Below are 14,671 nucleotides of genomic sequence, written 5' to 3'. Positions count from 1 at the left end.
TCAGGCCACCTGGCGGTCGCGGCCGGCCCAGAACGGGGCCCGCAGCGTGGTCTTGAGCACCTTGCCGGCGCCCGACAGCGGCATGGCCTCGATGAAGTCGACGCTGCGCGGGCACTTGTAGGCAGCAATGCGCGTGCGGCAGTGCGCGATCAGCTCGTCGGGCGTGGCCTGCTGGCCGGGCTTGAGCACGACGAAGGCGTGCACGGCCTCGCCCCACTGCTCGCTCGGCACGCCGATGATGGCGCACACGGCCACGGCCGGGTGCGTGGCCAGCGCGCTTTCGGATTCCACGCTGTAGACGTTCTCGCCCCCGGTGACGATCATGTCTTTCATGCGGTCCACGATGTAGATGTAGCCGTCCTCGTCCATGCGGCCACCGTCGCCGGTGTGCATCCAGCCTTCGCGCACAGCGGCCGCGGTTTCCGCCGGCTTGTTCCAGTACCCCATCATCACGCCCGGCCCGCGAACGGCGACTTCGCCCACCTCCCCCCGCGGCACTTCGCGGTCATCGAGGTCGACGATGCGCACCTCGCTGCCCAGGGCCGCGCGGCCTGCACCGCGGTGCCGCCCGCGGCTGCGGCCGGCCTCGCCGTGCATCTCGCGCGTCAGGATGGTGGCCACGGGCGACAGCTCGGTCATGCCGTACAGCTGCGTGAAGCCGACCGACGGGAAGGCCTGCATCGCGCGGTCCAGCAGCCCTTCGCCGATCGGCGAGGCGCCGTAGAGGATGCCGGTGACGCTGCTCACGTCGTGCTGCGTCAGCGCCGGGTGGTCCACCAGCATCTGCACCATGGTGGGCACCAGCAGCGCATCGGTCACGCGCTCGGTGGCGATGGCCTGCATGACCGCCACGGGCTCGAAGCGCGGCACCATGACGTGCGTGCCGCCGCCATGCAGCATGGCGTTCATGAAGGCGCCATCGGCCAGGTGGAACATGGGCGCGGCGTGCAGCCCGACGCAGCCGTGCGGCACGGCGCCCTCGGCCACCATGGCCATGGCATTCACGTACAGGTTGCGGTGCGACAGCATCACGCCTTTGGGCGAGCCGGTGGTGCCGCCCGTGTAGAACACGCCCGCGAGCTCGTCACCGCCGCGCCGGGCATCGGCCACCGGGGCCGTGTCGGCTACCAGCTGCTCGTACGACAGCAAGCCCGCAGGCGCCGGGCCGTCGCCCACGTGGATGACGGTCTGGAGTTCGCGACTGAGCTGGCGGATCTCGCCCAGCAGCGGCAGAAAGCTGTCGTCCACGAGCAGGATGCGCGTCTGGCAGTCGTCCAGCGAGTAGGCGATCTCGGCCGCGCTCCAGCGGATGTTGATGGGGTTGACCGCGCCCCCGGCCCAGTAGGTGCCCAGGTAGTACTCGAGGTACCAGTCGGAGTTGAGGCTCAGGATGCCCACGCGATCCCCCTGAGCCAAGCCCAGCCGGTGCAGCGCGCCGGCATAGCGCGCGATGCGCGCGCCAAATTCGGCAAAGGTGCGGCGGCGCCCCTGGAACACGGTGATGGGCCGGTCGGGCGTTTGCTGGATCGCGCGGTGCAGAGACTGGGTCAGGTACATGGCGGGGCCTTGGCAGAGCAACGGAGACGAGGGAATGGCCGGCCCGGCACCGCATGCGGCGGCGCCGGGCTGCGGCCTGCGTGGGCTCAGGCAGACGCCTGGTAGCGTTCGACGAGCAGGAACTTCTGCACCTTGCCGGTGGGCGTGCGGGGCAAGGCCTCGCCCTGCGCGATCACGCGCTTGGGCGCCTTGAAGCCCGCCAGGCTCTGGCGGCATTGGGCGATGACGGCGGCCTCGTCCACCTGCGCACCGGGCGCTGGCACCACCACGGCCGTCACGGCCTCGCCCCACAGCGGGTCAGGCAGGCCGATCACGGCGCAGTCGGCCACGCCGGGCACGCGCAGGATGGCTTCCTCGACCTCGCCCGCGTGCACGTTCTGCCCGCCGGTGACGATCAAATCCTTGAGCCGCCCGTTGATGAAGAGGAAACCGTCCTCGTCCAGGCGGCCGAGGTCCCCGGTGTGCAGCCAGCCATCCACAAAGGTTTCGGCCGTCTTGGCCGGGTTGCGGTGGTAGGCCGTGACCGAGCCCGCCGCCCGGCCGATGATGGCGCCAGTCTCGCCGGCAGGCACATCGCGGCCCTGCTCGTCCACCACGCGCACCTCGCAGAACAGGATGGGCCGCCCCACCGAATCGGCCCGCAGGCGGCGATCGGCCGGCGTGCTGACCACCAGGGCACTCGACTCCTGCATGCCGTAGTACTCGTAGAGGTGGGGGCAGAGCCTGGCCATCACGCCTTCGCGCACGGGCGCGGGCAGCAGCGAGCCGGCGAAGATCAGCCCCCGCAGCGAGGACAGGTCGGTCTGCGCCAGCCGGGGCGACGCCAGCAGCATGGCCCCCATGGTGGGCACGAGGTTGCTGATGGTCACGCGCTCCTGCGCGATCAGCGCCAGCGCCTCGTCGGGCGCAAAGTTCATCAGCACGTTGCGGATGCCGTACATCACCGAGGTGGCCAGCCACAAAAAGCCGATGCGCCCGTACATGGGGATGAGGGTCAGCACCACGTCGCGGTTGGACATGTCCAGCGCCATGCACACGTTGCCGATGGTGGCGTTGTTGTAGTGGCTGATGACGTAGCACTTGGGCAGGCCCGTGGTGCCCGAGGTCAGGTTGTAGTAATACGGGTCGTGCTCATGCACCACCACCTGGGGTTCATGGACTTCGCCGTTGTTCAGCAGGTCTTCGTAGCGCAGTACCCCTTCCAAAGGCTGACCGGCCTCGCCAAAGGCCACGCGCACCCGCAGGCTGGACAGGTCGGTGCACGCGGCGTGCGCGGCCTCGGCAAAGCGGTCTTCGAACAGCAGGGCCGCCGCGTCCACGTCCTGCATCAGCGCCCGCATCTCGGCCGGCGCCAGGCGGTAGTTCAGCGGCATGCCCACGTAACCGCCCTTGGCCAGCGCAAAGTAGATCTCGACGATCTCGGTGCGGTTGCTGCTCAGGAAGGCCACGCAATCGCCCTGGCGCAGGCCCTGGGCCTGCAGCGCATGCACCAGGCGGTTGCAGCGCGTGTTCAGGTCGCGAAAGCCTATGCGCCGGCCGGTGGCCGAGCAGAAGAAGGCCTCGGCGTCGCCAAACCGCCGCGCGGCCGTGGTCAGCAGGTTGCCCACCACGTGTTCGCCCAGGGCGCTGTGCGTGCGTTGCGTGTCGTTGGCCATGGGGGGTCTCCGGTTGGTGTAGGGGCAAGGGCATGCGGCATCGGCGGCCAGGCCCGCGCTCGGTCTCGGTCTCGTTCTCGTTCTCGTTCTCGGCAATCAGCGTCTCAGCGATGGGGCGCCATCGGCATCGCGCGATCCCGTCCGCTGGGCAGCGCGGCAACAGGCGCTGCGGCCTGCGGCGGGCCTGGTCACCCGGCCGGTGAAGGCATGGGTCGCTGCGCGTGCCTCGGGTCGATGCCCGCGGAACTGCCCGCTGGCCCACGGCACGGTTTTCGGCCCCAGCCTGGTCACCATGCCACACCAGCGGCGCCCGTGGCGGCCAAACCCCAGGCCGCGCCCCGAACGCGGGCACGCAGCGGTTCCGGGCTCAGATGCCCGTCAGACCGCCCGTGCACATCAGCGTCTGGCCGCTGACGTAGTCGGATTCGGGCTGGCAGAACAGGTAGACCGCACCGGCCGCGTCTTCGGGGGTGCCGGCACGGCCCAGCGGAATGGTCTGCTCCATGGCGGCCATCAGGCCGGGGTTCACACCCAGCTTGATCTCGCGGCCTTCGATGTTGGCCGTCGAGTTGTCGGAGGTGGCCGCCGTCAGCCGCGTCTGGATGAGGCCGAAGGCCACGCAGTTCACGGTGGTGTTCATGCGGCCCCACTCCTTGGCCAGCGTCTGGGTCATGCCGACGATGCCGGCCTTGGCCGCCGCGTAGTTGGTCTGCCCCGCGTTGCCGAACAGGCCCGCAACCGACGAGATGTTGACCACCTTGCGCGTCGTGACCCGGCCGGCTTCCAGGTCGGCCTTGTGCAGGCCCTTGATGACGGGCTGGGCCGCGCGCAGGATGCGGAACGGCGCCGTCAGGTGGCAGTCGATGATGGCGTACCACTGCTCGTCGGTCATCTTCTGGATCACCGTGTCCCAGGTGTAGCCGGCGTTGTTGACGATGATGTCCAGGCCCTGGTAGGTCTCGACAGCCGTGCCGACGAAGCGCTCGGCGAAATCCGTGGCGGTGACGCTGCCCACGCAGGCCGTGGCCTCGCCCCCGGCGGCGCGGATGGCCGCCACGGTGTCTTCGGCCGGCGCCGCGTCCAGGTCGTTGACGACCACGCGCGCGCCTTCGCTGGCCAGCTTCAGGGCGATGGCGCGGCCGATGCCGCGGCCCGAGCCCGACACCAGGGCCACTTTGCCGTCGAGTTTGCTTGTCATGATGTTCCTTTGATCGATTGAATAGGTATGCACAGACTGCCGTTTCTTGATCAACGGCAATCGGGCAATACTGCCTTAAATTCAAGCAGGTAGCGTCACCAGGGCGTCGCCCGCGATCTTGATCTGGCCGAACTGGTTCTCGCTCTGCAGCGTCAGGCGCACGCAGCGGTCGTCCAGCTTTTCGGCCACGCGGCCGGTGCAGCGCACGGCATTGCCCAGGTGGGTGATGCCGGCAAACCGCACGTTGAACGCGCGCAACTCGCCCTGCGGCGCCCAGCCCGTCACCAGCCGGCCAACCCAGGCCATGCCCAGCATGCCGTGCGCAAAGACGTCGGGCATGCCGGCGGCGCGCGCGAAGTCGGTGTCGATGTGGATGGGGTTGTGGTCGCCCGAAGCGCCCGCAAACAGCGCCAGCGTGGTCCGGTTGATGGGCGCCAGCTGCAGCGGGGGCAGCTCGTCGCCGACCTGCACGCGGTCGAAGGTGGGATGCGTCATGTCAGGGCCTCCATCAGTGGCGCACCACGATCACCGAGCGCAGGTCGGCCACGTGCTCGCCCCGCTGGTTGGTGGCGCGCGAGGTTTTCACCACGAACTCCAGCGCGCCCTGCTTCTTGTCGTAGATGTCGGCGATGCGCGAGCGCACGGTGATGGTGTCGCCGGCCACCACGGGCCGGTGGTACGCAAAGCCCTGCTCGCCATGCAGGATCTTGGCGATGGGCACCTGCAGGTCGGCCAGCAGCCGGTCCATGGCGCCCGAATCCATCTCGGCCGCAAACAGGAAGGTGGGCGGCGCCAGCACATCGGCATGGCCGGCGGCGCGCGCGGCGGCCGCATCGGTGAACAGCGGCCCGGTTTCACCGATGGCTTTGGCGAAGAACTGCAGGCGGGTGCGGTCGATGCAGAGTTCGGAGGCGGGCAGCTCGTGCCCGATCCAGCGTTTGTCGATCATGGGGGCTCCGGGGTCAGACGCGTTCGTACAGGGTCACCACGCAGGCGCCGCCCAGCCCGAGGTTGTGCTGCAGCGCCAGGCGCGCGCCCTCGACCTGTCGCGCCTCGGCCGTGCCGCGCAGCTGCTGGACCAGCTCGGTGCACTGCGCCAGCCCCGTGGCGCCCAGCGGGTGCCCTTTGGACAGCAGCCCACCCGAGGGGTTGGTGACGACGCGGCCGCCATAGGTGTTGTCGCCATCCAGCACGAATTGCTCGGCCCCGCCCACGGGGCACAGGCCCAGGGCCTCGTAGCTCAGCAGCTCGTTGTGGGCGAAGCAGTCGTGCAGTTCCACCACGTCGAGGTCGGCCGGCCCGACGCCAGCGGCCTCGTACACCTGCTGGGCGGCGGCGCGCGCCATGCTGAACCCGACCACCTCGCGCATGTCGCGCGCCTCGAAGGCAGCGGGCGTGTCCGTCGTCATGGCCTGGGCCTTGATGCGCACGCCGCGGCTCAGGCCATGCTTTTGCGCAAAGGCGTCGGAGCACAGCACGGCCGCCGCCGCGCCGCAGGTGGGCGGACAGGCCATGAGCCGCGTCATCACGCCCTCCCACATCACGGGGGCGGCCATCACCTCGTCCTCGGTCACCTCGGTGCGGAACAGCGCCAGGGGGTTGCGGGCGGCATGGCGGCTGGCCTTGGCACGGATCTTGGCAAAGGTGGACAGCTGGGTGCCGAATTCGTCCATGTGCGCCTTGCCGGCGCCGCCAAAGTAGCGCAGCGCAAGCGGGATCTCGCCATGGCCCACCAGCTCGTCGGTGGCCTGATCGAAACGGTCGAACGGGCTGGGTCGATCGGCGAACACCGAGCCCAGCGCGCCGGGGTTCATCTGCTCGAACCCCAGCGCCAGCACACAGTCGGCGGCGCCCGAGGCGATGGCCTGGCGCGCCAGGAACAGCGCGGTCGAGCCGGTCGAGCAGTTGTTGTTGACGTTGACGACGGGAATCCCCGTCATGCCGACTTCGTACAGTGCACGCTGGCCCGAGGTCGAGTCGCCGTACACATAGCCCACGTAGGCCTGCTGGATCTGACCGTAGGCCACGCCGGCGTCGCCCAGCGCGGCCCGCGTGGCCGTGGCGGCCATCTGGAAGTAGGGATCGTGCTTGCCCGGCTTGGCAAACGGGATCATGCCGACACCGGCGACGACGACATCACGACTCATGGCTGCTCCTGGACGCTGTGCGGAAGGCAGCGCACCTTCGCGCTGCATGTGGCCCAAATCGTAGAATCGACGCGCGTTTTGGCCCATGCCAAATCACCTCATTCCCCTCGCAAAACACCTCAACCTGTGCTGGCCAAGGCACTCGCTCCCCACACGGCGTCCATGCACCTGGTCCGCGGCATGCTGGAAGGCGCGCGGGCCCAGGGCCGCGCGCCCGAGCCCCTGCTGCGCGCCGCCGGCATCGCGCCGGAACTGCTGGCCGTTGACAGCGCCCGCGTGACCTCGGCGCAGTACATCGCGCTGTTCCGCGCCCTGATGATGGCGCTGAACGACGAGGCCCTGGGGCTGCTGAGCCGGCCCATCAAGCGCGGCGGCCTGGAGCTGCTCACGCGCTCGGCGCTGGGCTCACGCGACCTGGAGGCGGCCTTGCGCCGCGTCTGCCTGGGCTTCACCGTGCTGCAAGACGACGTGCACACCGAGCTGGTGCGCGAGGGCGCACTGGCCGGGCTGGTGATCACCGCGCACCCAGGGACGCGGCCCGCCCGCTTCCTGCACGAATTCCTGCTGCGCGTGATGTGGCGCCTGGCCGCCTGGCTGGCCGGCGGTTCGCTGAAGGTGCAGCGCTTCGAGTTCGCCTTCGAGCAGCCCGCTCACGTCAACGACTACGGCCTGGTGTTTCCGGCCAGCCTGCGGTTCGGCCAGGCCCACACCGCCTTCTGGTTCGACGCCAAGCGGCTGCCGCGTGCCTTCAGCCGCGACGAGGCCGCGGTGCGCAGCTTCATCGCCAGCTGGCCGGCCTCGGTCATCGCGCCCAAGCGCGAGCGCGAGGGCATGGACGCGCGCGTGCGGGCACAGTTGCAACACCACCTGCAGGCCGACGAACGCTGGCCCGGCCTGGCCGACATCGCGCAGAGCCTGCACGTGTCCGCCGCCACGCTGCAGCGCCAGCTGGCGGCCTCGGGCACGTCCTGGCAGGCCCTGAAAGACGAGCTGCGGCGCGACATGGCCATCGCGCGCCTGGCCACCGGCCTCACCCATTTCGCCACGCTGGCCGACGAACTGGGCTTTTCCAGCGCGGCGGCGTTTCAGCGCGCCTTCAAGACCTGGACCGGCAGCCCGCCGGGCGCCTATCGGGCCCGCCTGCTCAGCGAGCAGGGGTAATGCGCCCTCCCCATTCAACCACTAACGCCAGCTCTGCCATACTGCCTGCACCGCTGATCCATGCCAAGCCGCCTGGCTTGATCCCCGCCCAACCGCCCCCACCTCGCCTGACATGACAACGCCCAACCCCTTGCTCGATTTCTCCGGCCTGCCCCGTTTCGACGCCGTGCAGCCCACCGATGTGGCCCCGGCCATCGCGCGCCTCATCGCCGACGCCGGCGCGGCGCTGGACACCGTGGTGCAAGCCGACTTTCCGGCCGAGTGGACGGCCATGGCGCGGGTGCTGGACGTCGCCACGGAGCGGCTGGGACGGGCCTGGGGCATGGTGGGCCACCTGAACGCCGTGGCCGACACGCCCGAGCTGCGCGCGGCCTACAACGCCGCCCTGCCCCAGGTCACCGAGTTCTGGACCCGCCTGGGTGCGGACGAGCGCCTGTACGCCAAGTACAAGCAGATCGACCCGGCCACGCTGGATGCGGCCCAGCAGCAGGCCCTGAAAAACGCGCTGCGCGGCTTTGTGCTGGGCGGCGCCGAGCTGCAGGGCGAGGCCAAGGCCCGCTTTGCCGAGCTGCAGGAAGAACAGGCCGCCCTGGCGCAGAAGTTCAGCGAGAACGTGCTGGATGCGACCGACGCCTTTGCCGACTACGCCAGCGAAGACGAGCTGGCCGGAGTGCCCGACGACGTGAAGCAGGCGGCGCGCGAGGCCGCCCAGGCCGACGGCCGCGACGGCTACAAGCTGACGCTGAAGCTGCCGAGCTACCTGCCCGTGATGCAGTTCGCGCGCTCCAGCGCCCTGCGCGAGCGCCTGTACCGCGCCTACGTCACCCGGGCCTCGGACCAGGCCGAGGGCGATGCGCGCGCCTACGACAACACCGCCATCATCGACGCCCTGCTGGCCAAGCGCCGCGAAGAAGCCCAGCTGCTGGGCTACGACAACTTCGCCCAGGTTTCGCTGGTGCCCAAGATGGCCGACACCCCCGAGCAAGTGATGGCGTTCTTGCGCGAGTTGGCCGCCAAGGCCAAGCCCTACGCCGAGCGCGATGTGGCCGACCTGCGCGCCTTCGCCCGCGACCAGCTCGGCATCGCCGACCCCCAGCCCTGGGATTGGAGCTACATCGGCGAGCAGCTCAAGGAAGCGCGCTACGCCTTCAGCGAACAGGAGGTGAAGCAGTACTTCCAGGCGCCCAAGGTGCTGCAAGGCCTGTTCAAGATCGTCGAGACGCTGTTCGAGGTCGCCATTCGCCGCGACCTGGCCCCGGTGTGGGCCCCCACGGTGGAGTTCTACCGCATCGAACGCGATGGCCAGCTGCTGGGCCAGTTCTACCTCGACCCCGACGCACGCGCCGGCAAGCGCGGTGGTGCCTGGATGGACGACGTGCGCTCGCGCTGGCTGCGCCCCGACACGGGCACGCTGCAGACGCCGATTGCACAGCTGGTGTGCAACTTCGCCGCCGGCGTGGGCGGCAAGCCACCGCTGCTCACCCACGACGACGTCACCACGCTGTTCCACGAGTTCGGACACGGCATCCACCACATGCTCACGCAGGTGAACGACCACGACGTGTCGGGCATCAGCGGCGTCGAGTGGGATGCGGTGGAGCTGCCCAGCCAGTTCATGGAGAACTTCTGCTGGGAGTGGAACGTGCTCTCGCACATGACGGCCCATGTGGAGACCGGCGAGCCGCTGCCCCGCGCGCTGTTCGACAAGATGACCGCGGCCAAGAACTACCAGGCCGGCATGCAGACGGTGCGCCAGATCGAGTTCGCGCTGTTCGACATGGAACTGCATGCGGCCACCGCCCAGCCCGACGTGGCCGAGGTGCTGGCGCGCGTGCGCGCCGAAGCCGCCGTGCTGCCCACGGCGCCCTACAACCGCTCGGCCCACACCTTCAGCCACATCTTCGCGGGCGGCTATTCCGCCGGCTACTACAGCTACAAGTGGGCCGAGGTGCTGTCTGCCGATGCCTACGCCGCCTTTGAAGAGACCATGGACGCCGAGGGCCGCCACAGCGTGGAGACCGGCCGCCGCTACCGCCAGTCCATCCTGGAAGCGGGTGGCAGCCGCCCGGCCATCGAGTCGTTCAAGGCCTTCCGGGGGCGCGAACCCAGCCTGGACGCCCTGTTGCGCCACCAGGGCATGGCCGAGACGGTCTGAACGCGCCAGGGGTGGTGGCGCGCCCCGCTTGGGCGCGCCCCGCATCAGGCGTCAGCGGCCGGGGTCTTGCGGCACGAAAAGATGGCCTGGGCAACCTCGAACCCTGTTGCCGAGGAGGCGGGATGGCACTGATTGGGTGAAGCCGAACCGCACCTGAGCCTGATGCGCCCCACGCCCCCCCCGGATGCAGATACCGGCTGATGCTGGCCGCCTGAGCCCTCGTGCTGTTGGGCATGATCAACGGCAACGCCATCCGCCCATGGCCTGGGGCACCAACCAGTCCACGCGATGAGCGGCAGCGAGCTGCAACGCCGCCTCATCGGCTGCCCACCGGACTGGCCGGATCGGCCCGGTTTCCCACAACCCAAGGGGGACGACGCCCCTCCGCGGCCGCCTGTAAGCCGTTGTAAATACGCATCGAAAATCGGCGCCCAGATTGCCGGGAAGCTATGAAACTCGTAGCAGAGAGAAAATTCCGCTATAGTTTGGCGAGCTAGACACCTTGTTGCACCCTTGCTGCCAAGCGCATGATGCTGGAGTGCCCAGGGTGCCGGAGTCAGAACGTATGCAGGAGAGCCCATGAGCACCAAGGAAAGCGCCGCCACCAACGAGCTGCTTGGCTTGTTGGAGGCGCGGTATGCCATGCGTGTGCTGTGGGCGCTGCGCGATGGCCATCCCCAGACCTTCCGGCTGCTGCAGGACAGCGTGGGCAACATCACGCCCAACACCCTGAACACGCGCCTGAAGGAATTGCGCGCCGCCAACCTCGTCGGCCATGGCGGCGAAGGCTATTGCCTGACGCCCAGCGGCATGGACCTGCTCAAACGCCTGGCTGATCTGCAGGCCTTTGCCACCAAATGGGCGTCGGCCCAGGGCAAGAAGAAATCCCCCCCTCCCCAGGAATGACATGACAGACGCATTGAAGATCGAAGACACCGTGGTGGGCACCGGCGCCACCGCCGAGGCTGGCCAGCAGGTCAGCGTGCACTACACCGGCTGGCTGCTGGAAAACGGCGCCAAGGGCCGCAAGTTCGACTCCAGCCGTGACCGCAACCAGCCGTTCGCATTCGGCCTGGGCCAGGGCATGGTCATCCGGGGCTGGGACCAAGGCGTCGCCGGCATGAAGGTGGGTGGCCAGCGCACGCTGACCATCCCGCCCGAACTGGGCTATGGCGCCCAGGGCGCAGGCGGCGTGATTCCGCCCAACGCCACGCTGGTGTTCGACGTCGAACTGCTGGGCGTGCGCTGAGCGCTCGCGGCAACGCCGCGGCCGTGCCGCCCTGCCTGTTGAGGCGGGCGAGTTTCTCCTGGAGTATGGGCTGGTTATCGTTGATCATTCAACGGTAACTAGCCCATACTACTTTGATCGATTTGATCTTCACCGATCTGCCGCCTCCATCGGTCACTCGCATCGGCCTCTCACCCCTGCGCCATGCTCGCGTAGGTGAGGTTCCTCCACGACACGACGGGATGGCGGACGGCCCCGGTGTCGGACACCTGAAACTTGGCCTTCAACTGCCGCACCCGTACGCCAGCGGCGCTCTGCTCCGGCGTCACGGCTTCGCAGACCAGCTCGGCCAGACCCAGCTCGGCCAGACCCGGCTCGGCCAGATCCGGCCCGGCCGGACGCGTCACCCCATGGACCAGTCCCACGATCTCGATGCCGATGGCGTCCTGATTGGCCGGGTAGCGCGCCCCCGCCGGCTTGGCCGATTCGGCGCGGTGCATGGCGCTCGGGTCCCAGCTGACTGCTCTGAAAATGAGCGTCATCAAACCGCAGAACATCTCCCAACTCAACGGCGTGGTTCCGCGCCTGCTCAGAGTCCGAACAACCACCCTCACCCTGGCAGCGGCTTTTGAGCTGGCCGACGTGCCAGGTCTGCCGGTGCAGCAAGGCCGTCTGGCCGCGCCCGGTGCGGGCCACAACGGGGCCGGCTTCCATCCCAGAACGCTCCCAGCCCCACGTTGGGGCAGGCCGCCGGTTCACGTGCGGGACCAGCCGCCCGGCAGCCCGCGCAGAAGCCCCTGCCCATGCCCCTATGATTCCGCCCTCATCCATCGCCGCTGCCGGGCGCCGCAGGGCCCCAGATCCGCCACCCTTGAAAGCGTGGCAATGGCATCCAGATGGCACAACAACCCTTTTCAATCAACGCATTTCATCCACGTCCGCATGTCTGAGCCCAATCAACCCTTGTCCACCCCCCCCATGAGTCCGGAAGAGATCGAGGCTGCCGCCGCGGCCAATGAGGCCGATCTCACGGCGCAGCTGGAACAGCTGGGCAGCGAACTGAAGGCCGCCCAGGCAGCATTGACCGAGTCGCAGGACCAGGCGCTGCGCGCCTTGGCCGATGCGCAGAACGCGCGCCGCCGTGCCGACGACGACATCGCCAAGATCCGCAAGTTCGCCGTGGAGGGTTTTGCCGAAAGCCTGCTGCCCGTGCTGGACAGCCTGCACTCGGCCCTGGCCGTGGAAAACGCCACGGCCGAGCAGCTGCGCGAAGGCAGCGAAGCCACGCTGCGCCAGGTCATCAGCGCCTTGAACAAGCACCAGGTGGCCGAGGTCAACCCCGCCGCCGGCGACAAGTTCGACCCCGCCCTGCACCAGGCCATCAGCATGGTGCCGGGCACCGGCCAGCCTGCCAACACCGTGGTCAGCGTGCTGCAGCGCGGCTACCAGATCGCCGATCGCGTACTGCGCCCGGCCCTGGTGACGGTCGCACAGGGCTGAACACGCCCCGAACGCGTCAAAATCAGCAGTTTTTTGCGCCAATCCCGCTGTTTTGCCCTTGAAAAACCCCGGGCACAGCCGGACATGGGCCTCAATCAAACATCTTTCGGAGTTTCACAACATGGGAAAAATCATCGGCATTGACCTGGGCACCACGAACTCGTGCGTGGCCGTCATGGAAGGCAACACCACGCGCGTGATCGAAAACGCCGAGGGTGCACGCACCACGCCGTCCATCGTCGCGTATCAGGACGATGGCGAGGTCCTGGTCGGCGCCTCGGCCAAGCGCCAGGCCGTCACCAACCCCAAAAACACCATTTACGCGGCAAAGCGCCTCATTGGCCGCAAATTCGACGAAAAAGAAGTTCAAAAGGACATCGACCTGATGCCCTTCACCATCGTCAAGGCTGAAAACGGCGACGCCTGGGTGCAGGCCCGCGACAAGCAGCTGGCGCCGCCCCAGATCAGCGCCGAAGTGCTGCGCAAGATGAAGAAGACCGCCGAGGACTACCTGGGCGAGCCCGTGACCGAAGCCGTGATCACGGTGCCGGCCTACTTCAACGACAGCCAGCGCCAGGCCACCAAGGACGCCGGCCGCATCGCCGGCCTGGAAGTCAAGCGCATCATCAACGAGCCCACCGCAGCGGCCCTGGCCTTCGGCCTGGACAAGCAGGAAAAGGGCGACCGCAAGATCGCCGTCTATGACCTGGGCGGCGGCACCTTCGACGTGTCCATCATCGAGATCGCCGACGTCGACGGCGAGAAGCAGTTCGAGGTGCTGGCCACCAACGGCGACACCTTCCTGGGCGGTGAAGACTTCGACCAGCGCATCATCGACTACATCATCGCCGAGTTCAAAAAGGAACAAGGCGTGGACCTGTCCAAGGACGTGTTGGCCCTGCAGCGCCTGAAGGAAGCCGCTGAAAAGGCCAAGATCGAGCTGTCGAGCGCGAGCGCCACCGACGTCAACCTGCCCTACATCACGGCCGATGCCTCGGGTCCCAAGCACCTGAACATCAAGCTCACGCGCGCCAAGTTCGAAAGCCTGGTCGAAGAGCTGATCGAGCGCTCCATCGAGCCCTGCCGCACCGCCATCAAGGACGCGGGCATCTCGGTGTCGGACATCCACGACGTGATCCTGGTCGGCGGCATGACCCGCATGCCCAAGGTGCAGGAGAAGGTCAAGGAGTTCTTCGGCAAAGAGCCGCGCAAGGACGTGAACCCCGATGAAGCCGTGGCCGTGGGTGCCGCCATTCAGGGCCAGGTGCTGTCGGGCGACCGCAAGGACGTGCTGCTGCTGGACGTGACGCCGCTGTCGCTGGGCATCGAGACCATGGGTGGCGTCATGACCAAGATGATCACCAAGAACACGACCATCCCGACGAAGTTCGCACAGACCTTCTCGACGGCCGAGGACAACCAGCCTGCGGTGACCATCAAGGTGTTCCAGGGCGAGCGCGAAATCGCCTCGGGCAACAAGCTGCTGGGCGAGTTCAACCTGGAGGGCATTGCACCGGCCCCCAAGGGCATGCCGCAGATCGAGGTGTCCTTCGACATCGATGCCAACGGCATCCTGCACGTGGGCGCCAAGGACAAGGGCACGGGCAAGGAAAACAAGATCACCATCAAGGCGAACTCGGGTCTGTCCGACGCTGAAATCGACCAGATGGTGAAAGATGCCGAGCTGAACGCCGCAGAAGACCACAAGAAGGTCGAACTGGTGCAGGCCCGCAACCAGGGCGATGCGCTGGTGCACTCGGTGCGCAAATCCTTGACCGAGTACGGCGACAAGCTGGACGCCGGCGAGAAGGACGCCATCGAAGCCGCGATCAAGGCGCTGGAAGAAGCCATCAAGGGCGACGACAAGGCCGCCATCGAGGCCAAGACCGAAGCGCTGATGGCCTCGAGCCAGAAGCTGGGCGAAAAGATGTACGCCGACCAGCAGGCTGCCGCCGGTCAGGCTGGCGCGCAGGCCGCCCCCAACGGTGGCGCCGCCGCCGACGATGTGGTGGACGCCGAGGTCAAGGAAGTCAAGAAAGACTGAGTGGCTCGGCCCGTGACCGGCGTGGA

13 protein-coding genes are annotated in these 14,671 nt (G+C 68.1%); 6 read left to right on the top strand and 7 right to left on the bottom strand.

What is annotated here, in order from left to right; all coding sequences use genetic code 11:
- The 6 genes from CCO03_RS04450 to CCO03_RS04425 form a co-directional block, all read right to left on the bottom strand.
- Positions 1 to 1,557 carry an acyl-CoA synthetase gene (locus CCO03_RS04450; protein ID WP_087277757.1) on the bottom strand — a complete coding sequence of 519 codons (1,557 nt, stop codon included), beginning with the start codon at positions 1,555 to 1,557 and terminating at the stop codon, positions 1 to 3.
- Between the two features lie 86 nt (positions 1,558 to 1,643).
- The gene (locus tag CCO03_RS04445) at positions 1,644 to 3,212 is read right to left on the bottom strand and encodes a class I adenylate-forming enzyme family protein (protein WP_087277754.1); all 1,569 of its coding nucleotides are present in this window, start codon (positions 3,210 to 3,212) and stop codon (positions 1,644 to 1,646) included.
- Positions 3,213 to 3,579: 367 nt separating this feature from the next.
- Complete coding sequence (locus CCO03_RS04440) at positions 3,580 to 4,410, bottom strand: SDR family NAD(P)-dependent oxidoreductase (protein WP_087277751.1); 831 nt, start codon at positions 4,408 to 4,410, stop codon at positions 3,580 to 3,582.
- An 81-nt stretch (positions 4,411 to 4,491) separates the two neighbouring features.
- The gene (locus CCO03_RS04435) at positions 4,492 to 4,905 is read right to left on the bottom strand and encodes a MaoC family dehydratase (protein WP_087277749.1); all 414 of its coding nucleotides are present in this window, start codon (positions 4,903 to 4,905) and stop codon (positions 4,492 to 4,494) included.
- A gap of 13 nt (positions 4,906 to 4,918) precedes the next feature.
- Entirely contained in the window at positions 4,919 to 5,359 is a 441-nt protein-coding gene (locus CCO03_RS04430; protein WP_087277746.1) for a MaoC family dehydratase N-terminal domain-containing protein, read from the bottom strand.
- 13 nt (positions 5,360 to 5,372) lie between these two features.
- Positions 5,373 to 6,557, bottom strand: a complete 1,185-nt coding sequence (locus CCO03_RS04425) for a lipid-transfer protein (RefSeq protein WP_087277743.1) — start codon at positions 6,555 to 6,557, stop codon at positions 5,373 to 5,375.
- 162 nt (positions 6,558 to 6,719) lie between these two features.
- Here CCO03_RS04425 and CCO03_RS04420 point away from each other — a divergent pair, with 162 nt between their 5' ends.
- The 4 genes from CCO03_RS04420 to CCO03_RS04405 all read left to right on the top strand — a co-directional run bounded on the left by CCO03_RS04420 (position 6,720) and on the right by CCO03_RS04405 (position 11,122).
- Positions 6,720 to 7,718, top strand: coding sequence for an AraC family transcriptional regulator (locus CCO03_RS04420; RefSeq protein ID WP_087284163.1), 999 nt, complete (start codon positions 6,720 to 6,722; stop codon positions 7,716 to 7,718).
- A gap of 112 nt (positions 7,719 to 7,830) precedes the next feature.
- On the top strand, positions 7,831 to 9,873 hold the full coding sequence (locus CCO03_RS04415; RefSeq protein ID WP_087277740.1) for a M3 family metallopeptidase: 2,043 nt from the start codon (positions 7,831 to 7,833) through the stop codon (positions 9,871 to 9,873).
- 579 nt (positions 9,874 to 10,452) lie between these two features.
- Entirely contained in the window at positions 10,453 to 10,779 is a 327-nt protein-coding gene (locus CCO03_RS04410; protein WP_087277737.1) for a winged helix-turn-helix transcriptional regulator, read from the top strand.
- A gap of 1 nt (position 10,780) precedes the next feature.
- The gene (locus CCO03_RS04405; protein ID WP_087277734.1) at positions 10,781 to 11,122 is read left to right on the top strand and encodes an FKBP-type peptidyl-prolyl cis-trans isomerase; all 342 of its coding nucleotides are present in this window, start codon (positions 10,781 to 10,783) and stop codon (positions 11,120 to 11,122) included.
- A gap of 170 nt (positions 11,123 to 11,292) precedes the next feature.
- On the opposite strand, the gene CCO03_RS04400 is transcribed toward CCO03_RS04405, so the two are convergent.
- Complete coding sequence (locus CCO03_RS04400; protein ID WP_157667495.1) at positions 11,293 to 11,643, bottom strand: hypothetical protein; 351 nt, start codon at positions 11,641 to 11,643, stop codon at positions 11,293 to 11,295.
- Positions 11,644 to 12,043: 400 nt separating this feature from the next.
- On the opposite strand from CCO03_RS04400, the gene grpE reads away from it, so the two are divergent.
- Positions 12,044 to 12,601: a nucleotide exchange factor GrpE gene (gene grpE / locus CCO03_RS04395; protein WP_087277728.1), complete on the top strand. Its 558-nt coding sequence runs from the start codon at positions 12,044 to 12,046 to the stop codon at positions 12,599 to 12,601.
- 121 nt (positions 12,602 to 12,722) lie between these two features.
- Complete coding sequence (gene dnaK, locus CCO03_RS04390; RefSeq protein WP_087277725.1) at positions 12,723 to 14,645, top strand: molecular chaperone DnaK; 1,923 nt, start codon at positions 12,723 to 12,725, stop codon at positions 14,643 to 14,645.
- The last annotated feature ends 26 nt before the right edge of the window (positions 14,646 to 14,671 follow it).

Source organism: Comamonas serinivorans (assembly GCF_002158865.1).
Lineage (GTDB): Bacteria > Pseudomonadota > Gammaproteobacteria > Burkholderiales > Burkholderiaceae_C > Comamonas_E > Comamonas_E serinivorans.
Note: the sequence above shows the minus strand (reverse complement) of the source record. Positions and strands in the feature narration are given on the sequence as shown.